At 34.5% G+C, this 19,751-nt stretch carries 23 protein-coding genes; 21 read left to right on the forward strand and 2 right to left on the reverse strand.

What is annotated here, in order from left to right; genetic code table 11:
- Window position 1 precedes the first annotated feature (1 nt).
- The 5 genes from glgD (at window position 2) to Q0F04_RS03820 (ending at window position 5,071) form a co-directional block, all read left to right on the forward strand.
- Complete coding sequence (gene glgD, locus Q0F04_RS03800) at window positions 2-1,117, forward strand: glucose-1-phosphate adenylyltransferase subunit GlgD (RefSeq protein WP_295750351.1); 1,116 nt, start codon at window positions 2-4, stop codon at window positions 1,115-1,117.
- On the forward strand, window positions 1,117-2,556 hold the full coding sequence (glgA, locus tag Q0F04_RS03805; RefSeq protein WP_118116602.1) for a glycogen synthase GlgA: 1,440 nt from the start codon (window positions 1,117-1,119) through the stop codon (window positions 2,554-2,556). The genes glgD and glgA overlap by 1 nt, the downstream gene beginning before the upstream one ends.
- Complete coding sequence (locus Q0F04_RS03810) at window positions 2,556-2,981, forward strand: DUF523 domain-containing protein (protein WP_295750356.1); 426 nt, start codon at window positions 2,556-2,558, stop codon at window positions 2,979-2,981. Before glgA ends, Q0F04_RS03810 begins: the two co-directional genes overlap by 1 nt.
- A 61-nt stretch (window positions 2,982-3,042) precedes the next feature.
- On the forward strand, window positions 3,043-3,309 hold the full coding sequence (locus tag Q0F04_RS03815) for a phosphocarrier protein HPr (RefSeq protein WP_003866017.1): 267 nt from the start codon (window positions 3,043-3,045) through the stop codon (window positions 3,307-3,309).
- Between the two features lie 73 nt (window positions 3,310-3,382).
- Entirely contained in the window at window positions 3,383-5,071 is a 1,689-nt protein-coding gene (locus Q0F04_RS03820) for a phospho-sugar mutase (protein WP_295750385.1), read from the forward strand.
- 56 nt (window positions 5,072-5,127) lie between these two features.
- On the opposite strand, the gene Q0F04_RS03825 is transcribed toward Q0F04_RS03820, so the two are convergent.
- The gene (locus Q0F04_RS03825) at window positions 5,128-6,288 is read right to left on the reverse strand and encodes an aminotransferase class I/II-fold pyridoxal phosphate-dependent enzyme (protein WP_295750359.1); all 1,161 of its coding nucleotides are present in this window, start codon (window positions 6,286-6,288) and stop codon (window positions 5,128-5,130) included.
- Window positions 6,288-6,782, reverse strand: a complete 495-nt coding sequence (locus Q0F04_RS03830) for an Lrp/AsnC family transcriptional regulator (protein ID WP_295750363.1) — start codon at window positions 6,780-6,782, stop codon at window positions 6,288-6,290. Before Q0F04_RS03830 ends, Q0F04_RS03825 begins: the two co-directional genes overlap by 1 nt.
- A 193-nt stretch (window positions 6,783-6,975) precedes the next feature.
- On the opposite strand from Q0F04_RS03830, the gene gap reads away from it, so the two are divergent.
- The 16 genes from gap (at window position 6,976) to fusA (ending at window position 19,646) form a co-directional block, all read left to right on the forward strand.
- On the forward strand, window positions 6,976-7,989 hold the full coding sequence (gene gap / locus Q0F04_RS03835) for a type I glyceraldehyde-3-phosphate dehydrogenase (RefSeq protein ID WP_117571883.1): 1,014 nt from the start codon (window positions 6,976-6,978) through the stop codon (window positions 7,987-7,989).
- A gap of 134 nt (window positions 7,990-8,123) precedes the next feature.
- Window positions 8,124-8,300, forward strand: a complete 177-nt coding sequence (locus tag Q0F04_RS03840) for a hypothetical protein (protein ID WP_186998664.1) — start codon at window positions 8,124-8,126, stop codon at window positions 8,298-8,300.
- On the forward strand, window positions 8,293-8,973 hold the full coding sequence (locus Q0F04_RS03845) for a hypothetical protein (RefSeq protein ID WP_295750365.1): 681 nt from the start codon (window positions 8,293-8,295) through the stop codon (window positions 8,971-8,973). Before Q0F04_RS03840 ends, Q0F04_RS03845 begins: the two co-directional genes overlap by 8 nt.
- Window positions 8,974-9,044: 71 nt before the next feature.
- On the forward strand, window positions 9,045-10,376 hold the full coding sequence (gene cysS, locus Q0F04_RS03850; protein ID WP_295750367.1) for a cysteine--tRNA ligase: 1,332 nt from the start codon (window positions 9,045-9,047) through the stop codon (window positions 10,374-10,376).
- Window positions 10,376-10,762: a ribonuclease III domain-containing protein gene (locus Q0F04_RS03855; protein WP_117571880.1), complete on the forward strand. Its 387-nt coding sequence runs from the start codon at window positions 10,376-10,378 to the stop codon at window positions 10,760-10,762. The genes cysS and Q0F04_RS03855 overlap by 1 nt, the downstream gene beginning before the upstream one ends.
- On the forward strand, window positions 10,759-11,475 hold the full coding sequence (gene rlmB / locus Q0F04_RS03860) for a 23S rRNA (guanosine(2251)-2'-O)-methyltransferase RlmB (protein WP_295750370.1): 717 nt from the start codon (window positions 10,759-10,761) through the stop codon (window positions 11,473-11,475). Before Q0F04_RS03855 ends, rlmB begins: the two co-directional genes overlap by 4 nt.
- A gap of 75 nt (window positions 11,476-11,550) precedes the next feature.
- Window positions 11,551-12,147 (forward strand): hypothetical protein, encoded by a 597-nt coding sequence (locus tag Q0F04_RS03865; RefSeq protein WP_295750373.1) that lies wholly within the window; start codon window positions 11,551-11,553, stop codon window positions 12,145-12,147.
- Window positions 12,148-12,191: 44 nt separating this feature from the next.
- Window positions 12,192-12,341 (forward strand): 50S ribosomal protein L33, encoded by a 150-nt coding sequence (gene rpmG / locus Q0F04_RS03870; protein WP_117571901.1) that lies wholly within the window; start codon window positions 12,192-12,194, stop codon window positions 12,339-12,341.
- A 9-nt stretch (window positions 12,342-12,350) separates the two neighbouring features.
- Complete coding sequence (gene secE, locus Q0F04_RS03875) at window positions 12,351-12,548, forward strand: preprotein translocase subunit SecE (RefSeq protein ID WP_117571877.1); 198 nt, start codon at window positions 12,351-12,353, stop codon at window positions 12,546-12,548.
- A gap of 10 nt (window positions 12,549-12,558) precedes the next feature.
- Window positions 12,559-13,104 carry a transcription termination/antitermination protein NusG gene (gene nusG / locus Q0F04_RS03880; protein WP_117925674.1) on the forward strand — a complete coding sequence of 182 codons (546 nt, stop codon included), beginning with the start codon at window positions 12,559-12,561 and terminating at the stop codon, window positions 13,102-13,104.
- Window positions 13,105-13,128: 24 nt separating this feature from the next.
- On the forward strand, window positions 13,129-13,899 hold the full coding sequence (locus tag Q0F04_RS03885) for an HAD-IIA family hydrolase (protein WP_295750375.1): 771 nt from the start codon (window positions 13,129-13,131) through the stop codon (window positions 13,897-13,899).
- 54 nt (window positions 13,900-13,953) lie between these two features.
- A complete protein-coding gene (gene secG / locus Q0F04_RS03890; protein ID WP_003866033.1) occupies window positions 13,954-14,184 on the forward strand; it encodes a preprotein translocase subunit SecG in 231 nt (76 codons plus the stop codon).
- Between the two features lie 45 nt (window positions 14,185-14,229).
- Window positions 14,230-16,296, forward strand: coding sequence for a ribonuclease R (rnr, locus tag Q0F04_RS03895; protein ID WP_295750377.1), 2,067 nt, complete (start codon window positions 14,230-14,232; stop codon window positions 16,294-16,296).
- A complete protein-coding gene (locus tag Q0F04_RS03900) occupies window positions 16,289-16,669 on the forward strand; it encodes a VOC family protein (RefSeq protein WP_295750379.1) in 381 nt (126 codons plus the stop codon). Before rnr ends, Q0F04_RS03900 begins: the two co-directional genes overlap by 8 nt.
- 222 nt (window positions 16,670-16,891) lie before the next feature.
- Window positions 16,892-17,563, forward strand: a complete 672-nt coding sequence (locus Q0F04_RS03905; RefSeq protein WP_117571872.1) for an ankyrin repeat domain-containing protein — start codon at window positions 16,892-16,894, stop codon at window positions 17,561-17,563.
- A 10-nt stretch (window positions 17,564-17,573) separates the two neighbouring features.
- The gene (gene fusA, locus Q0F04_RS03910) at window positions 17,574-19,646 is read left to right on the forward strand and encodes an elongation factor G (RefSeq protein ID WP_295750382.1); all 2,073 of its coding nucleotides are present in this window, start codon (window positions 17,574-17,576) and stop codon (window positions 19,644-19,646) included.
- Window positions 19,647-19,751 lie beyond the last annotated feature (105 nt).

Below are 19,751 nucleotides of genomic sequence, written 5' to 3' on the forward strand. Positions count from 1 at the left end.
TATGTGTAACGCTTTAGGAATAATTACTTACAATGATTCTTCTGTATATGTAGAAGGTATGCAAAAATATCGTCCAATCGCTGGATTCAGTTTTTTAGGACGTTATCGTTTAGTTGACTTTGCGATTTCAAATATGTCAAATTCAGGAATTGATGATATTCAAATTTATGTAAATGGAAATCCTCGTTCTTTAATTGATCACGTTGGTACTGGTCGTCACTATAATATCAACTCTAAACATGGACACTTGTCTTTAGTGCCTGTATATTCTGAAGGTGGAACTTCACGTTTTACTACAGATGTTTCATGTTATGCAGAAAACATTCATGCAGTTATGGAAAACCACAATGATTATGTTGTGATTGCTCCTGTTAATATGCTTTATAAAGGAAACTATGAAGAATTGTTGAAACAACACATCGAAAGTGGTGCTGAAGTTTCAGTATTGTATCAACATGTAGATAACGCAAAAGAAAACTACATTGGATGTGATGTGCTTCAAATGAATAAACAACGTGGTGTATTAAGTATTGATCAAAACTTAGGTAACTATAAATCTAGATATTTATCTTTACAGACTTACATCATGTCAAAAGAAATCTTTAAAACATTAGTTGAAGAAGCTCAGGAAACAAGTTCAATGTATTGGTTTAAAGATATCTTAAATGATAAATGTGTAGATATGGATATTCGTGGATTGAATTATCGTGGACACATTTATGTAATCAATGATTTGAAATCATATTATGAAAGTAATATGGAATTCTTAACGGAAGAAAAAATGAAAGATATCGCAGATCCAGAATGGCCTGTATATACTCGTACAAGCGATTCAGCTCCAGCCATTTATTTGAATGGTGGTACTGCAACAGGTTCATTAATTTCGAATGGTTGTGAAATCAGTGGTGTAGTTAAGAATTCTATTGTTGGTCGTTCTTGTAAAATTGGAAAAGATGCATTGATCGAAAATTGCATTATTATGCCAGATGTAGAAATCGCAGATGGTGCTCACTTAAAGAATGTGATTGTAGATAAACATTCTAGAATCGCAAAGAAAAAAGATTTAGCAGGGTTAGAAGAACAACCTTTGTATATTGGTAGAAGGGAGAACGTTTAATGGCATCAATTTTGATGGTTGCTGGGGAAGGATTACCATTCATTAAGACAGGTGGACTTGCTGATGTAATTGGTTCTTTACCAAAGGCACTTACTGAAAGAGGACATGAAGTAAAGGTTGTCATGCCTTTATATAAGAAAATTAGTGATAAATACTATAATGAACTTCACTTTGATTGTGAATATTCAGTTTCAATCAATTATCATGAAGTACCCGTACGTGTATTCTCAAAAGTAGTAGATAATGTATGTTTCTTCTTCATTCAACATCAAGGTTACTTTGAAAGAGATTCATTATACGGTTATCAAGATGATGGCGAGCGTTTTGGTTATTTCCAAAAGGCTGTTATTGAAATGTTGAACCAGTTGAATTACTGGCCAAATATTATCCATTGCCACGACTGGCATACAGGTATGATTCCTTGTATGGTCAAAGAAACTCACGATGCAGATCCTAGATATCGTGCAATTCGTTTTGTGTATACAATCCACAACATGGCTTATCAAGGAAATTTCGGTCCTGAAATGCTAGATAGTTGTTTAGGATTACCATACTATTTGTTAGACAATGGTAATGTACGTTTTGATGGTGGTATTTCATTTATGAAGTCTGGTATTTTATATGCGGACAAAGTTACAACTGTATCACCAACTTATGCACAAGAAATTTTATCGCCTCAATATGGTGAACACTTAGAAGCTGTATTGAATATGCGTAAATATGATCTATGGGGTATTGTCAACGGTATTGATATCGAGTTATGGAACCCTAACACAGATCCAGAAATTCCATATCACTTTAATAAAGTGAATATTGCGGCTCAAAAGAAAAAGGCAAAAATGGCTCTACAAGAAGAACTTGGATTAGAAAAGAATCCTGATGTTATGATGGTAGGTGTCGTTTCTCGTTTGACTTGGCAAAAAGGATTCTATCTATTGATGGAACAATTAGACGCATTATGTGCAGCTCCAATCCAATTGGTTATTTTGGGTAGTGGTGAAAGTCAAATTGAAAACAAGTTCCGTGAATTGGAAGATGGAAATAAAGGAAAGATTTGTTTCTATTATGGATACAATGAAAGCTTGGCACACCGTATCTATGCGGCAAGTGATTTATTCTTGATGCCTAGTTTATTTGAACCATGTGGAATTTCACAATTGTGTTCTATGCGTTATGGTACTTTACCTCTTGTTCGTGAAACTGGTGGTTTAAAAGATACTGTGGATGCATATAATGAGTATGAAAAATCAGGAAATGGATTTAGTTTTGAAAACTATGATTCAAATGAATTGATCCATACTTTATATTATGCTTGTGACGTTTATTACAATCGTAAAGAGGATTGGGAAATGTTACAAAGAAATGCATTGAATACAGATGTGTCATGGCAACAAAGTGCTAAAACATATTCTTTGTTGTATGATGAATTAGTTGACTGATGAGAATTCTTGTTAGTGCATGTTTATTAGGATATGACTGTAAGTATAATGGAAAAAACAATTTAAACAAAAAAATTGTAGAGCTTCTAAAAGAGCATGAAGTGATTCCTGTATGTCCAGAGATGCTTGGAGGACTTTGTTGTCCTCGTATTCCTTGTGAAAAAGTAGGAGATAGAATTTTGGATAAAGAGGGAAATGATTGTACAAAACAGTTTATCAAAGGGGCAGAAATTGCTCTGAATATAGCGAAAGAAAAACAAGTAGATCTTGCGATTTTACAAAGAAGATCCCCAAGTTGTGGATACTCTGTTATTTATGATGGGACTTTTACAGGGAATCTAGTAACTGGTAGTGGTGTCTTTGCGCAAATGTTGCAAGGTTTAAATATTCCGATTATGGAAGCGGAATCAGAAAAATTCGTTTAGGTATTGTTTTCTTTGGCAAAATGTCATAAAATACATTTAGATTTGATTTAGGAGGATAATTATGAAACAAGTAACTGTAACTGTAGTAGATCCAGTAGGTCTTCACGCACGTCCAGCAACTGTAGCTGTTAACGCTGCTAGTAAATTCAAAAGCGAAATCAATGTAGCTTTCAAAGGACGCGAAGTAAACATGAAATCTATCATGGGAGTTATGTCTTTAGGAATTCCTACACAGTCAGAAATCACAATTAGCTGCTCAGGCGAAGATGAAGATGCTGCTGTAGCTGCAATCGAAGAAGTATTGCGCGCTCAAAAGATCATTGCTTAATTAAAGAAAGTCTCATAGTTTTATGAGACTTTTTTATTTCAATGCTAGAAAAGAAGGAGAATGAATAATGTCTATTGTTGAAGAAAGATATTCAAAATGGTTAAATCATGAAAATTTAGCCCCTCAATATAAACCTGTTTTAGAAGCTATGGATGCTGAAGAAAAAAATGATGCATTCTATACTACAATTGAATTCGGAACAGCAGGTATGCGTGGTCTTTTAGGTCCAGGAACAAATCGTATTAATATTCATACAATTCGTAAGGCAACTCAAGGATATGCAAACTACATCAATGAAAATAATGGTGGCGAAGCTGGTATTGCGATTGGGTATGATAATCGTCATATGTCAAAAGAGTTTGCGTTTGACTGTGCTGATTTATTGGCTAAAAACAACATTAAATCATATGTGTTTGAATCATTACGTCCAACTCCAGAATTGAGTTTTGCGGTACGTCACTTACATTGCTTTGGTGGTATTATGATTACTGCCAGTCACAACCCTAAAGAATACAATGGATATAAATTGTATGATGATAAAGGATGTCAGTTGATTCCTTGCTTAGCTAGTCAGGTTATTGATAAGGTTAATGCGATTGAAGATGAATTGGCAATTGATGCAAACTGTACAGAAGAACAAAAGAAATTAATTACAGTTATTGGTAAAGATGTGGATGAAGAATACTACAAAAATGTATTAAGTATTCAATTGAATCCTGAAGTAAAAAAAGATATTAAGATCGTATTCTCACCAGAACATGGAACGGCTAATATTCCTGTTCAAGAAGTTTATAAACGTGCAGGATATACTTGCATTCCAGTCGTAGAACAATGCAGTCCAGATCCTGATTTCTCAAATACACCTACACCAAACCCAGAACAAGCGGGTGCTTATGAATTGTCATTAAAATACGCAAAAGAAAATCAAGCAGACTTAATTTTAGTTTGTGACCCAGATGCTGACCGTATGGGTGTTGGAGTATTACATAATGGTGAATATGTTGTATTAACAGGTAACCAATCTGGTTCTGTTGAAATTGAATATATTTGTTCACAACTTCAAAAACAAGGTAAAATGCCTGAAAATCCTGTAATGTTCAATACAGTAGTTACAAGTGATCTAGGAGAAAAAGTAGCTTCTGATTATGGTGTTACAACTGAAAAAACTTTAACTGGATTCAAATTCATTGGTGAAAAAGTTGCGAAATATGAAAAAACACACGAAAAGAACTATGTATTTGGATATGAAGAAAGTTATGGTTCATTAATCAAACCTTTCGTACGTGATAAAGATGCTCCTCAGGCTTGTTTAATGCTGGCAGAAGCATGTGCATTCTACAAAGAACAAGGTAAAGATTTAGTTGACGTATTAGATAGCTTATATGACCGTCATGGTACATATGAAGAAAGTCAAGTTGCGTTATCATTAGCTGGTGAAGCTGGTGCTAAGCGTATTAAAGAAATCTTGGCTACTTTAAGAAAAGATGCACCTACTGAAATTGGCGGAACAAAAGTGGTTCGTAGTGAAGACTATAAAGAATGTGTAATCAAAGAAGGAGATACAGTAACTGAGCTTACTGGATTCACTAAATCTGACGTATTAAAATATTATCTTGAAGATGGAAGCTGGATTGCGGTACGTCCAAGTGGAACAGAACCAAAATGTAAATTCTACTATTGTATCAAGGGATCTTCTAAAGAAGATGCTCACAACAAAACAGTTCATTTCCAAAAGGCAATGGATGATTTGATTGCCAAGTAGTATTGAAGGATGTCTAAGGGCATCCTTTTTATTTTGCATAAAAAAAGGATTTAGACTTATTTGTCTAAACCCTTTAAGAATTGTTCTAAGCGCACAACGGCTTCTTTGATATGGTCAATACTATACGCATAAGAGATACGAATGTATCCTTCACCACTTGGACCAAAGGCATTTCCTGGAACGCAGGCAACCTTTTGTTCTTGTAGTAATCTTTCGCAGAATGTTTCGGAATCAAGGCCTGTTGATTGAATGTTACAGAATACATAGAATGTACCATGAGGCATATTTGTCTTTAGTCCCATACGATTTAATCGATTGACTAAGAAATTTCTTCTCTTTAGATAATCATCTTTCATCATCAATACATCGTCATAGCCGTTTTTAATAGCTTCAATACCTGCATATTGAGACATGACAGGAGCTGACATGATTACATATTGGTGAATCTTATTCATAACGGAAGATAGTTCTTTATTGGCCATACAATAGCCTAGACGCCATCCTGTCATAGCATATGCTTTTGAAAAACCGTTTACGACAATAATTTGTGATTTGATTTCATCAAATTGTGCTAATGATGCAAAAAGCTGATCAAAGCTAAGTTCGGCATAGATTTCATCACTCACAACATATATACCTGATTCTTTGATGATATCAACTAGCTTAGCATAATCTTCATAAGTCATGACACCACCAGTAGGATTGCTAGGATAGTTGATGATCATAGCTTTTGTCTTTGGGGTGATGACTTTCTTTAAATCTTCTGGAATGATTTTAAAGTCATTTTCTTCTTTTAATTGTAAAGGGACAACAACACCATCACTTAATGTAACGCTTGGTGCATAAGCAACGTAGTTAGGATCTAATACAATAACTTCGTCGCCAGGATTCAATAGGGCACGCATACATAAGTCAATAGCTTCACTACCGCCAATTGTGACAATGACTTCACTTTCAGGATCATATATTTGATTGTAATGTTCCTTATGGAATTTACAGATTTCTTCACGAAGCTCTAATAAACCACGATTGGCTGTATAGTGCGTGTGTCCTGTACTCATGTAGTGAATCGCATTTTCACAAATGTGCCATGGCGTTGCGAAATCGGGTTCACCAACACCTAAAGAGATAACACCTTCCATTGTGTTTGCCAAATCAAAGAATTTACGGATTCCGCTTGGCTTGATAGATGTTGCTTTTGTAGATAAACTTTTCATTATGGAGTCACAACCAATCTTGATTCTTTATCTTTAGGCTTGTCAATCATGACAATACCACTTTGTTTATATTGTTTTAAAACAAATAATGTCTTTGTAGATCGAACGTCTTCAACACAGGCAATCTTGTCGGAAACAAAGCGAGCCACTTCAAACATGGTTTTACCTTGTACCAAACATAAGAAATCACAATCTCCACTTAATAGATACATTGTGTCTACTTCAGGATAGTTGGCAATCAATGCGGCTGTCTTATCATAGCCTCTATTTCTTGTTGGTGTACAACTTACTTCAATATATGCTAAAACTTTTTGATCTTTTAACGCTTTATTGTAGTTGATAATTGTGTGATAACCACAAATAATTTTGTCTTTTTCTAAAGATTGAATCTCTGATTTTATACTTGCTTCATCTTCATTCAAAATATCGGCTAGATCTTGTGAAGTTAGACGAGCGTTGTTTTCTAGTAAATCTAGGATTAAACTTTGGTTCATTTTTAATTCCTCCTTTTGAATATAATAGCACAATTAAGGTTATGTAAAAAGTATGAAAATGCTTGAGAATGAAGTGTAAATAGTCTAAAATATAAGTAGTTGTTAGTTGTAAAAAGTTTTACTTGTTAGAGAATTGACAAATCAACAGTAGGCTTTTATAATAACAATGGTATTTAAAGGAGGATTTACTGACATGACAGTAAAAGTTGCGATTAACGGTTTTGGACGTATCGGACGTTTGGCATTCCGTCAAATGTTTGGTGCTGAAGGCTACGAAGTAGTAGCTATCAATGACTTGACTAGCCCTAAGATGTTAGCTCACTTGTTGAAATATGATTCAACTCAAGGAACTTACGCTAAGGCTGACACAGTTGTTGCTGGTGAAAATTCAATTACAGTAGATGGAAAAGAAATCACTATCTACGCAGAAGCTGATGCTTCTAAATTACCTTGGGGTGAATTAGGAGTTGACGTAGTATTAGAATGTACAGGATTCTATACTTCAAAAGCTAAAGCAGAAGCACACATTAAAGCAGGTGCTCGTAAAGTTGTTATCTCTGCTCCAGCAGGAAATGACTTACCAACAATCGTTTACAATGTAAACCACGAAACATTAAAACCAGAAGATACAGTAATTTCTGCAGCTTCTTGTACAACAAACTGTTTAGCTCCTATGGCTAACGCTTTGAACAAATTAGCTCCAATTAAATCAGGTATCATGACTACAGTTCACGCTTACACTGGTGACCAAATGACATTGGACGGACCTCAACGTAAAGGTGATTTACGTCGTAGCCGTGCTGCTGCAGTTAACATTGTTCCTAACTCAACAGGTGCTGCAAAAGCTATCGGATTAGTTATCCCTGAATTAAACGGAAAATTAATCGGATCTGCTCAACGTGTTCCAACTCCTACAGGATCAACTACTATTTTAGTAGCTGTTGTTGACGGAGAAGTTACAGTTGATGAAATCAACGCTGCTATGAAAGCTGCTACAACTGAATCATTCGGATACACTGAAGAACAATTAGTATCTAGCGACATCGTTGGTATGCGTTACGGATCATTGTTCGATGCAACTCAAACAATGGCTCACTCATTAGGTGACGGAACTACTCACGTACAAGTTGTTTCTTGGTATGACAACGAAAACTCTTACACAAGCCAGATGGTTCGTACAATTAAGTACTTCTCAGAATTAGCTTAATAATTGTAAGACTTTTAAAGGAATCCAATAGGGTTCCTTTTTTTTGCCTACTTTACTAAAAAGTGCAAATCAAAACCTTGAAATAAATAGGTAAATCATGTATTCTAACTTTTAGAGATTGTGAGGTGTTAGCGATGGGTATTCGACATCGTTTGACGGATTCTGAGCGTGATGATCTAACAAAAGATGTAGACGATTTAGATGCTGTTTACATGGAAAAATTAAGAAAAGATGGAATTGATGAAGATTTATTAGCTCAGTTTCGTGATTTAACTTTAGAATTAGAAAAGGATAAGGAACAAAATGGATAGTAAGACATTGAATGTAGTTATCATAATTGTATTGACATTAGTATTTATATTAGTGCCAATGATTATGAAAAAAGTTGTATGGAAGAAGTTATTAACTCAATTAAATAATGAACAATATGACGAATTCTATAAAACATTAGATACAGGAGCATGCAAGTTCTCATATCAGGCATTTAACCGTGAATACATGCGCTTAAGTGGTTATTTGGCACAGAGAAATGATGCAAAAATTGAAGAACAATTTGAATTGTTGAAAAACATGCGTATTTCAAATAAACAAAAGGCTAGTGTTGCATCTCGTGGATTCTATTATTATTTAGAAAAAGGAAAAATCAAAAAAGCTGAGGGCATGCTTTCTTATGGAAAAAGCTATGTTGATGAAAAGACATTCAAGAATATGCAGATTCAATTTAGTATCTTAATGAAGAAAGAAGCCAAATATATTGATGACTGTAAAGAAATTTTAAATGGTATGTGGGATGGTAAGTCTGATCTTGACAACAATAAAAAATTCCCTGTTGGAACCATTCAGTATTTAATTGGTCTTCAATATTCATATTTAAAAGATATCGATCATATGATGGAATACTTTAACCCTGCATTAGAAAATTTAGCAGGCACTCCATATGAAGAAGATATTCGTCGTATCATGACGAATTTACATGTAAGCTAACCATTTGGTTAGCTTTTTTTTTCATGTTTTGTATTGTATAATAAACAATATGAATTGGAGGACATTTTATTATGAAATTATATAATAGTTATTCTCAAACCATTGAAGAATTAAAACCAATCGAACCAGGAAAGATTTCCATGTATGTATGTGGACCAACGGTCTATAACTATCCACATATTGGAAATGCTCGTCCTATCGTTGTATTTGATACATTAAAAAAGGCATTGTCTGCACAAGGATATGAAGTTACTTTCGCTTCCAACTATACAGATGTGGATGATAAGATCATTAAAACGGCTATCGAACAAAATGTATCTGAAAAAGAAATTACAGATAAATTCATTATTGCCTACAATGATGTTCGTAGAGGACTGCATGCAGATCTTCCTGATTATGCACCTCGTGTTACAGAAACTATGGATCGTATTATTGAGTTTATTGATAAGATGGTTAAAAATGGATCAGCTTATCAAGTGGGTGGTGATGTTTATTTCCGTGTAAATAGTGATGCGAAGTATGGAGAACTATCTCATCAAAGTATCGATGATTTAATGGTTGGTGCTCGTATTGATGAAAACGAAAAGAAGGAAAATCCATTGGATTTTACTTTATGGAAAGAAACAACAGAAGGTATTAAATGGGATTCACCATGGTCAAAAGGACGTCCAGGATGGCATACAGAATGTGTGGTGATGATTCAGGATGTATTTAAGAAAACATTGATTGATATCCATGGTGGTGGTTTAGATTTGAAATTCCCTCACCACGAAAATGAAATTGCCCAATGCGAAGTATGCAACAATACACACTTGTCAAATATCTGGGTACACAATGGTATGATCAATATCAATGGTATCAAGATGTCTAAATCGTTAGGTAATGTATGGTGGGCTAAAGACTTGATTGCAAACCACGGAGGAAACTTAACGCGTTGGTTGATGATTTCTACACATTATCGTGCACCATTAAACTTAAATGAAGAAGCCTTCGCAACTTCAAAGAAGGAATTAGATAAGATTGCGGCTGCTTATAAACAAGCTTGTGTAAAACTTGCTTTATCTAACGCTTCAGAAGCAACTACATTTGATGAAACATATACAGCATTTATTGATGCATTAAATGATGATTTAAATACACCAAATGCGATCAGTGTTGTTTATGAAGTCGTTAAGAAAATCAATCAGGCGGTTCGTCAAAGAGAAATGGATGTAGAAAATGTAGCGGTTTTAGTACATACATTAGAAAAAATGCTTTATATTTTAGGAATTGAATTTGATAAGGTCACAATGAGTGCAGAAGATAAAGAAATGTATCAAAACTGGAGAAGTGCAGTTAAAGAAAAAGACTTTGAAACGGCAGATACACTTCGTGCTGCATTGATTGAAAAAGGAATTCTGTAATGGAAATTGTAACTGAGAATGCGACAAGTCTAGCATGGATTGGTGATGCCGTTATGTCTTTGGCTGTGCGTGAACACCTTCTAAGTTTAGGTTATCGCAAGGCCCATGTTCTTCAAAAGAAAAATGCAGTAATTTGTAGTGCTAAAGGGCAATCTGTTATGTTGAATACAATGATGGATGAAGATTTTTTTACGGAAGAAGAGAAAACGATTCTTGCACGTGGAAGAAATGCGACGATTCATTCAAAGGCTAAAAATGCGACACACAAAACATACTTAGAGGCAACCGCATTAGAATCTATGTTGGGATATTTATATTTATATGGACATCAGGATAGACTTAAGGTTTGTCTAGATAGAATAATTGAGATAGGGGACAGTCTATGATCGTATATGGAAAAAATGTGTATTCTGCACTTCAAAATGATCCGGATTCAATTGAAAAAGTATATGTACTTCAAGGTTTGAAGGATGCAAAGCTTTTAAAATCGATTCAAAAATCAAATTTAAGGGTAGAGTATTGTAACCGAGCAAAATTAGATAAAATAGCGAATTCGACACATCATAATGGAGTTGCGGTTAAAGTAAGCGAAATTGAAACATATAGTATTGAAGAATTAGTTAGACGTGCTAAAAAACCTGGTTTATTAGTGGCACTAGACGGTGTTCAAGATCCACATAATGTAGGTGCCATTTTAAGAACTTGTGATTGTACAGGTGTGGATGGTGTTATTTTGACAAAACACAATAGTTGTGGATTAACACCTACTGTTGTAAAAGCTAGTACAGGAGCTGCTTATACTGTACCGGTTTCCATTGTGACGAATTTATCGCAGACACTAAGAAACTTGAAACAAGATGGATATTGGGTTGTTGGTACAGATATGAAGGATGCAAGAGAGTATCGTGAAGGAATGTATGATTCACCAACTGTATTGGTTATTGGATCGGAAGGTCAGGGCATTTCAAATCTTGTAAAGAAACAATGTGACTATATGGTGTATCTACCAATGGTTGGAAGTATCACTTCATTAAATGCGAGTGTTGCGGCAGCTGTCTTGATGTATGAAGTATACAATCAAAGAAATCCAATCAAATAAGTCGATTTTTTATAAAATCGGCTTTTTTAATGTCTTTTTCACATTGCCTCGTTATAATGGATTTAGGTGATAAAGATGAATATATATGAATGTATATACATGGTTCAAATGAATGATTTTAATGAAATGCAAAATTTGATTCAATACTATAGACCTATGGTGACGGAAATATGGGCGGATGTCTTTGTGCGAAAGACAAATACAGTTTTGTGTGATAGAGAAGAATTCTATCGCCATGCCGATTTATTGTTGTATCATTGCATTTTTGAATATCGAATGGATCGTGTACTTTCATTTACAGGATTTTATAGACGTTGTACTAAAAATAAGGCCTATGATATTTTGCGCCATAACATAAGAACGCAGTGTTATTTAAATCAAACGTGTATTAGTTTAGATCAAAGAATTCGTGAGGATACAAAACTTTATTATGGCGAAGTGAACATGTTCGATTCATTAGAAGTACATGATGTTGTTTTAGATAAACTTATGTGGGAATATACAAAAAATCGTATCAACCGAGTTTTTGGCGAAGATTATGTACAGATTATTGACTATCGTATGGAGGGCTATACCTTAAAAAATATTGCGGAAGAACTTGGATTAAGTGCTTCAAAGGTGAGTTTTATGTTTGAAAAGGTAAAAAAGTGGTATACGACAATTGACAGTTGACTGGGTAAAATGGTACATTTATTGAGTTAAGGAGCGTGAAGGAATTGGCAGATAAAGTTGTTTTGACGTGTACAGAGTGTTTATCAAGAAATTATACGACCCCAAAGAATAAGAAGACCAACACGCAACGTCTTGAAATTAAAAAGTATTGTCCAAAGTGTGGCAAACATACTTTGCATAAGGAAACAAAGTGAGGAATCCATATGAGTAAAGAAAAAAAAGAAAGAACATATTCACCATCAAAAGTGTTCAAAGAATTAAAAACTGTTAAATGGCCAACATTTAAAGAATTAATGTCATCAAGTGGCTTGGTAATCGTATTTACAGTATTATTTGGTTTGTATTTCTTTGTTTGTGAGGTTTTATCAAGCGGTCTAGTAAAAATGATTGTTGGCGCATAGGGAGGAAATTATGTCAGAGTTAAAAAAAGAATGGTATGTAGTAAATACATATGCAGGTCAAGAAAATCGTGTAAAAGAAAACTTGGAACGTCGTGTAAAAACTATGGGTCTTGAAGATTCTTTGTTCCAGATTGTCGTTGCTGAAGAAAAAGAAATTGAATATAAAAATGGTAAACCAGTAGAAAAAACACACAATCTATTCTCTGGTTATTTATTAGTACAAATGATCATGACAGATGAAGCTTGGTATGTTGTACGTAACACTCCAGGTGTAACTGGATTTATCGGATCAAGTGGAAAGGGTGCTAAACCATTCCCAGTAGCTCAAGAAGAAGTAGATGCTGTTTTACGTCGTCTAGGACGTCAGGATGTAAATGTTCAAGTTGATTTTGAAGTGGGAGACCGTGTAGAAATCACAAATGGAGCTTTCAAGAACTCAGAAGGTGTTATTGAAGCTATGGATGAAGAAAAGAAAGAAGCTACAGTTCTATTAATTTTATTTGGTCGTGAAACACCAACAGAAATTCCGTACATGGATTTAAAGAAAGTCGACTAAGACTTTCTTTTTTTAGGTAAGTTTATGAAGACTTTAGTATTTGACTTAGACGGCACAATGTATCGTGGTACGCAGATTATTAAAAGTGCTCATCAATTTTTAGATTATTGTATCCAAAATAAGATTCCGTTTATTTTTTTGACAAACAATTCTATGCGTACACCACAAGAAAATGTGAAGCATATGCAAGATATGGGATATACAGGTATAGAACCATCCATGTTTTATAATAGTGCCATGGCAGCTTGTCAATATGTTAAGAAACATTATGAAGGAAATAAGGCTTATTACATTGGAAAACAAGGCATGAAAGATGCGTTGGATCAAGAAGGATTTATGATTGATGATGAAAATCCAGATTTTGTCTTTATAGGATTGGATAAAGATGCCACATATGCATCTTACTCAAAAGCTCTATCTTTGATTTTAAATGGAGCCAAAATTATTGGTACAAATAATGATCGTATTTTGGCAAAACCAGGTGGATTTGAAGTTGGTAATGGCAGTGTCGTAGATATGTTTGAATATGCAGCTAATCAAAAGTCACCTCGTATTGGTAAACCCAATCGAGCCATTCTTGATTTGTGTTTAGAATATTTTGGCTTAAAAGAAGATGGAATTGTATTGATTGGTGATAATCTAGAAACAGATATTAAACTTGGGTATGAACAAAATATTGAAACCGTGCTTGTACAGACGGGGGTTCACAACAAGGAAGATATTGAACGACTAAAAATTTATCCAACTCATGTAGTGAATACGTTGATGGATTTAGTAGACTATAATTTTGACTAGTATTTTTATTGAATTATTGGTATAATCGAAATATCGTAGAAGGTGTGATAAAAAATGAAAGATATATTAAACGTGGTTTTAATGACATTATCTGGTGTTATTATTATATTGACATTATTGCAAAGTGGTAAATCAGACGGGTTGTCTGCTGCCTTTACAGGAAGTGGAGATTTGAACTTGTTTGCGGTACAAAAAGAAAGAGGACCTGAAAAAGTTATCTCTCGTTTAACTTTGTTTTGTGGAATTTTGTTCTTTGCGATTGTGATCGCATTGCAGATTGTGTAATTAAAAGACCGTTAAGGTCTTTTTTCTGTTTTAAAGGAGGAAAAAATGAAAGAGAAAATCATTCAATATTTAGAAGAAAAAAAAGAATGTAAAATACGCGATTTAGAAAAAGTCGTTCGACCTAAGTCAAGTAAAGAATTTACTGAAATGGTAAAGTCTTTAAATGAATTAGAGGATGAAAAATTGATTTATAATGATCATACAAGCCTATATTTGATTGATGATATACATTTTATGGCTGGAAGTGCAAAAGATATTTCTAGATATGAAATTGCTGTCTTTAATGAAAACAACAAGGTATATGTTCCTAAAAATAAAAAGATGAAGATTTTTGACAAAGATGAAGTGTTAGTTCGCTTAAAGCCAGAACCATCTTTGATCAAGGTGTTTAATCATGGATTGACAAATATTACAGGAGTCATGATCGTTAAAAAGAAGAAAACATTCTTTTATAGCGATTTAGATTTACATTGTTCAATTCGTGTGGTCAATGAAAAAGAATTTAGTTTTAAAAAACGCACAAAAGTTGTATGTCAAATTGTGAAGTATGCAGATCCTTTAGAAGTGAGGATTATCCAAGTTTTAGGGCATCCAGATGATGCTGGAGTGGATATTAGTGCGATGCTTACAAGTAATCAGGTTCGTCAGGTATTTAATGGAAAGATTGTAAAAGAGTGTAAAAGAATTCCTGCAAAAGTACAAAAGGATGAACTTGAAAATCGTAAAGATTTAAGAAACTTATTAACTGTCACAATTGATGGGGATGATGCCAAGGATTTTGATGATGCGATTTCAATTGTGAAAAATGAAAAGGGATATTTATTATATGTACATATTGCCGATGTTTCTCATTATGTAAAAGAAAATAGTGCTCTTGATCAAGAAGCGTACTTAAGAGGAAACTCAATCTATGTATGTGATCGTGTAGTGCCTATGCTTCCATTTGATTTAAGTAATGGTATTTGTTCGTTAAATCCAAATGTGGATCGATTGACAATAACTTGTGCTATGCAAGTGGATGAAAAGGGAAATTTAATGACTTACAATGTTTTTCCAAGTGTGATCCATTCCGACAAGCGTTGTACATATAAAAAGGTAAATGCTTGTTTAGCTGGGGATGAAACGATATTGGAAGAGTATTCAGAAGTGAAAGATTTATTGTTTACTTTAGAGTCTTTAGCTAAATTATTAAAGAAACAATCGCATAATCGTGGATGTATTGATTTTAATACAAAAGAAGCAAAAATCATTATGGATAAAAATGGGTATCCCGTAGATGTAACAGTTTTAGAACGTGGTTTTGCCGAACAAATGATTGAAGAATGTATGATTTTAGCCAATGTTTGTGTGGCTCACCATATGCATGTCAATAAAATTCCAAGTATGTATCGTGTACATGAAAATCCAGATCCTAAAAAAGTGGCTACGATTTGTACGGTTGCGAATTCTTTACGTATTCCATTTGATTTTTATCCTGATGAAGTCAATGCGAGCCAAATTCAAAAATTCTTAGAATCGATTCAAGATGATAATGCACATGAAGTCTTGTCTATGGTTTCTTTACGTTCTATGCAGAAGGCTCGTTATGATGCGCATTGTTTAGGTCACTTTGGTTTGGCATTAGAAGAGTATTGTCATTTCACAAGTCCGATTCGTCGTTATTCCGATTTAGTTGTACACCGCATGTTGCATGCGTATTGTTTTCATGAACAAAAGCGTACACCATCAAATGATGAAAAGAAAATAGAAAAACAGGCTTTCCATATTTCTGAAAAAGAAAGAGATGCGATCATGATGGAAAGAATGGTTAATGACTATAAGAAGGCACAGTTCATGGAAAAAAGAATTGGTCAAGTTTTTGAAGGAACCATTGTCGGTGTTATGAGTTTCGGCTTCTTTGTGGAAATGGATAATACAGTGGAAGGTCTCGTTCCGGTTCATACATTGGCTAATGACTTCTACGATTATGATGAGGATACAATGACTTTAAAGGGACAAACACATAGTAAAGTGTTCCAAATGGGAATGCGAGTACGTGTTGTTTGTACGGATGTTCAAAGAGAAAAAGGACAAGTGACATTTAGTTTGTTAGAAAGAAAAAATTATGATTAAGGGAATTCATCATGTCGCATTTAAATGTGAGACACAAGAACAATATGATGAAATGATTTATTTCTATCATGAATTATTAGAACTTCCAATATTAAGAAAGTGGAATACAGGCATTCATTTGGATTGTTTTAATAGTTGTATTGAAATCTTTTTGGATGGTACAAAACCAGTCGGTGAAGGATGTATTCGTCATTTTGCGTTTGCGACGGATAGTGTGAATGAAATTGTTGAAAGAGTTCGTAATGCTGGTTATAAAGTGAGTGTAGAACCAAAAGATGTAGATATGCAAACAGATCCTGTATTTCCAATTCGTGTGGCTTTTATTGAGGGTCCGCTTCATGAATCTATTGAATTATTCTGTGAAAAGGCATAATTGGTAGGTTTTCTGTCCAAGTTGGTACTTGATTTGCACTTAATATTTTCTTTGTTAGAATGGAATCAGTTAAACAAAGGAGTGATTGAGATGAATCAAGTTCAAGGTGTAAAAGTAAATAAAAATTTCAATCTTTTCTTTGTGCATATGTAAACTGGGGTGAACGATCATTCCAGTTTTTCTGTGATTTCAAGAGCAATAATGATGAGGAGGATGATTGAAATGGATCAGAATTTTAATAAGGTATTTTGGGATGCATGTGCAAATGGAGATTTCCCAATGGTTTGTTCTCAAATCAAAGCAGGAGCGGATGTAAACTATCAGAATGGTGATGGACGTACTGCATTGATGCGTGCAAGTAAACGTGATCGTAAAGATGTTGTTCAGGTTTTACTTGATAATGGGGCAGATGTGAATATTTCAGATAATAAAGGGAAAACAGCTTTAATGACAGCTGCAAAAAAAGGCAATAAAACAATCTTAAAGGCTTTGATTGACGCAGGTGCAGATGTAAATGCCAAAGATGACAGAGGACGTACAGCTTTAATGCGTGCTTGCTTATTAGGACAAGATCGTTGTGTTGAAGTATTATTAGATGCTGGGGCAAAAATCAATGATCAAGATGAAGTAGGTCGTAGTGCTTTAATGGAAGCTTGTATTGCGTTTAAACGTGACACAATTCACTTATTGCTTGAAAGAAACGCAGATGTAAACTTATTTGATAATAATGGTGTAACTGCATTGATGCGTGCAGCTTATGGAGGATATCCAAGCTTAGTAGAAAAATTATTGGCATATGGTGCTGATAAAGATATGACGGATAAACAAGGTCGCGTTGCATTAGATTATGTTCGTGAACACTGTAGAGCTCAATTAGAGCCGATCTTAAGATGAGGTTAAGCGTATGAGAGATTATCAGAGTTTTGAAGTACGTAACGTAAGTGTAATCGGACATAGTGGAGCTGGAAAAACAAGTGTTCTAGAAGCTATGTTGTATTATACAAAGGCAACAGATCGTTTTGGTAAAACGACAGAAGGAAGTTCAATGATCGATTTCGATACGGAAGAAATTCGTCGTGGACTATCTGTTTATTCAACAATCGTTCCAATTGAATGGGAAGATAGTAAAATCAATTTCATCGACACACCAGGTTACTTAGACTTTGTTGGTGAAAAACAAGGTGGTTTTTCGGTAGGTGATTCAAGTTTGATTGTCGTGAATGCCAAAGAACCTTTACAATCAGGAACTAAATTGGCTTATAAACAAGCCGTTGCTGAAAAGAAACCTACAATCTTCTTCATCAATAAGTTAGATGAAGAACACACAAGCTTTGATGCAAGCTATCAAGCATTGCGTGAAGAATTTGGTAAGAGCGTTATTCCATTTGAAATGCCAATTGTTGAAGATGGAAAAATCATTGGATCTGTCAATATCATCAAAAATAAAGCTTGGTATTATAGTCCAGAATTAGCGGATAAACCTTGTCCAGTACCTGAATCTATGCAAGAAGAAGTAGCTCTTTATAAAGATCAGATTGCCGAAGCTGTAGCGATGGGTGATGATGAATTAATGGAAAAATTCTTCTCTGGTGAAGAATTTAGTGATGCAGAATTAAAACGTGGTGTGCGTATTGGTGTACGTAATGGAGAAATTTGTCCAGTATATTCTGGTAGTGCAGTCAATTCAATTGGTATTCAACGTTTGATGGATTTAATTGTTGATTATTTCCCAACATATTCAGAAAGAGGTATGTACACAGCTACAACTCCAAATGGTGTTAAAGTTGAATTGTTGACAAGTGAAACAGAAGTCTTAACAGCCCAAGTATTTAAAACAATCGTAGACCCATTTGTAGGAAGAATCAGTTATGTCAAAGTATTGAGTGGTGTACTTGCAGCGGATAGTACAGTTGTGAATGCCAATAATGGTAAACCAGAAAAGATCAGTCAAATCTATATCGTTAAAGGTAAACACCAGACAGCGGCTGGTAAATTATTTACAGGTGATATTGGTGCTTTAGTAAAATTACAAAATACAAAGACAAATGACACTTTATGCGATAAAGGTAAATTGTTGATGGCCGATCCAATCGTATTCGATACTCCAATGTATGGACAGGCTGTTGTTCCTAAGACTAAAAATGATGAGGATCGTTTATCAAATGGACTTGCTCGTTTACAGGAAGAAGATCCAACATTTAAAGTTGTAAACAATCCAGAAACAAAAGAAACAGTGATCTATGGTATTGGTGATCAGCACTTGGATGTGATCGTGAATAAATTGAATTCTAAGTTTAAAGCGGAAGTTGTATTAAGTGATCCAAAAATCACATATCGTGAAACAATCACAAAGACAGCTGTTGGTGAAGGTCGTCATAAGAAACAATCAGGTGGACATGGCCAATTTGGACATGTATTTGTTGAATTCAGCCCAAATCCTGATGAAGAAGAAATGGTATTCGCAGAAAAGGTATTTGGTGGAGCTGTTCCTAAACAATACTTCCCAGCTGTAGAAACTGGACTTCGTGAATGCTGCCAAAAAGGTCCTTTAGCCGGATATAAGATGGTAAATGTGAAGACAACATTATTAGATGGTAAATATCATGATGTTGACTCAAGTGAAATGGCATTTAAGATGGCGGCTCACTTAGCTTATAAAGATGCGATGACAAAAGTTCGTCCAATCTTATTAGAACCAATCATGAATGTTAAGATTCGTGTACCAGATGAATTTACAGGTGCTGTCATTGGTGATTTGAACAAGCGTAGAGGTTCAATCATGGGTATGACTCCAGTGGATTCAGATCAAGAAATCGATGCACAAGTTCCAATGGCAAATATGTCTAGATATTGTGTTGAATTAAGAAGTATGACAACAGGTTTAGGTACTTATACAATGGAAATGGACCGTTATGATCCAGTGCCAGAACCTTATGCTTCAAGAGTGATTGAAGATAGTAAGAAAGACAAAGAATAGGACATAGAGAAAAGGCAACGAGAAATCGTTGTCTTTTTGTACGACAGGCAGTCGTGCTTATAGTTGATAATCCAAATCAGTGATTATCAACTGTTTTATTTTAGA

Origin of the sequence: uncultured Holdemanella sp. (assembly GCF_934772795.1) — a bacterium.
In the GTDB taxonomy this organism is placed as follows: domain Bacteria; phylum Bacillota_I; class Bacilli_A; order Erysipelotrichales; family Erysipelotrichaceae; genus Holdemanella.

Bases quoted from the DNA above. Each gene is read 5' to 3' on its own strand.
- secE (WP_117571877.1), top strand. From the start codon at position 12,351: ATGAGTAAAGAAAAAAAAGAAAGAACATATTCACCATCAAAAGTGTTC.
- secG (WP_003866033.1), top strand. From the start codon at position 13,954: ATGAAAGATATATTAAACGTGGTTTTAATGACATTATCTGGTGTTATT.
- Q0F04_RS03885 (WP_295750375.1), top strand. From the start codon at position 13,129: ATGAAGACTTTAGTATTTGACTTAGACGGCACAATGTATCGTGGTACG.
- Q0F04_RS03840 (WP_186998664.1), top strand. From the start codon at position 8,124: ATGGGTATTCGACATCGTTTGACGGATTCTGAGCGTGATGATCTAACA.
- nusG (WP_117925674.1), top strand. From the start codon at position 12,559: ATGTCAGAGTTAAAAAAAGAATGGTATGTAGTAAATACATATGCAGGT.
- glgA (WP_118116602.1), top strand. From the start codon at position 1,117: ATGGCATCAATTTTGATGGTTGCTGGGGAAGGATTACCATTCATTAAG.
- Q0F04_RS03900 (WP_295750379.1), top strand. From the start codon at position 16,289: ATGATTAAGGGAATTCATCATGTCGCATTTAAATGTGAGACACAAGAA.
- Q0F04_RS03825 (WP_295750359.1), bottom strand. From the start codon at position 6,288: ATGAAAAGTTTATCTACAAAAGCAACATCTATCAAGCCAAGCGGAATC.
- fusA (WP_295750382.1), top strand. From the start codon at position 17,574: ATGAGAGATTATCAGAGTTTTGAAGTACGTAACGTAAGTGTAATCGGA.
- Q0F04_RS03905 (WP_117571872.1), top strand. From the start codon at position 16,892: ATGGATCAGAATTTTAATAAGGTATTTTGGGATGCATGTGCAAATGGA.
- cysS (WP_295750367.1), top strand. From the start codon at position 9,045: ATGAAATTATATAATAGTTATTCTCAAACCATTGAAGAATTAAAACCA.
- Q0F04_RS03810 (WP_295750356.1), top strand. From the start codon at position 2,556: ATGAGAATTCTTGTTAGTGCATGTTTATTAGGATATGACTGTAAGTAT.
- Q0F04_RS03865 (WP_295750373.1), top strand. From the start codon at position 11,551: ATGAATATATATGAATGTATATACATGGTTCAAATGAATGATTTTAAT.
- gap (WP_117571883.1), top strand. From the start codon at position 6,976: ATGACAGTAAAAGTTGCGATTAACGGTTTTGGACGTATCGGACGTTTG.
- Q0F04_RS03855 (WP_117571880.1), top strand. From the start codon at position 10,376: ATGGAAATTGTAACTGAGAATGCGACAAGTCTAGCATGGATTGGTGAT.
- Q0F04_RS03830 (WP_295750363.1), bottom strand. From the start codon at position 6,782: ATGAACCAAAGTTTAATCCTAGATTTACTAGAAAACAACGCTCGTCTA.
- Q0F04_RS03845 (WP_295750365.1), top strand. From the start codon at position 8,293: ATGGATAGTAAGACATTGAATGTAGTTATCATAATTGTATTGACATTA.
- rnr (WP_295750377.1), top strand. From the start codon at position 14,230: ATGAAAGAGAAAATCATTCAATATTTAGAAGAAAAAAAAGAATGTAAA.
- glgD (WP_295750351.1), top strand. From the start codon at position 2: ATGTGTAACGCTTTAGGAATAATTACTTACAATGATTCTTCTGTATAT.
- Q0F04_RS03815 (WP_003866017.1), top strand. From the start codon at position 3,043: ATGAAACAAGTAACTGTAACTGTAGTAGATCCAGTAGGTCTTCACGCA.
- rlmB (WP_295750370.1), top strand. From the start codon at position 10,759: ATGATCGTATATGGAAAAAATGTGTATTCTGCACTTCAAAATGATCCG.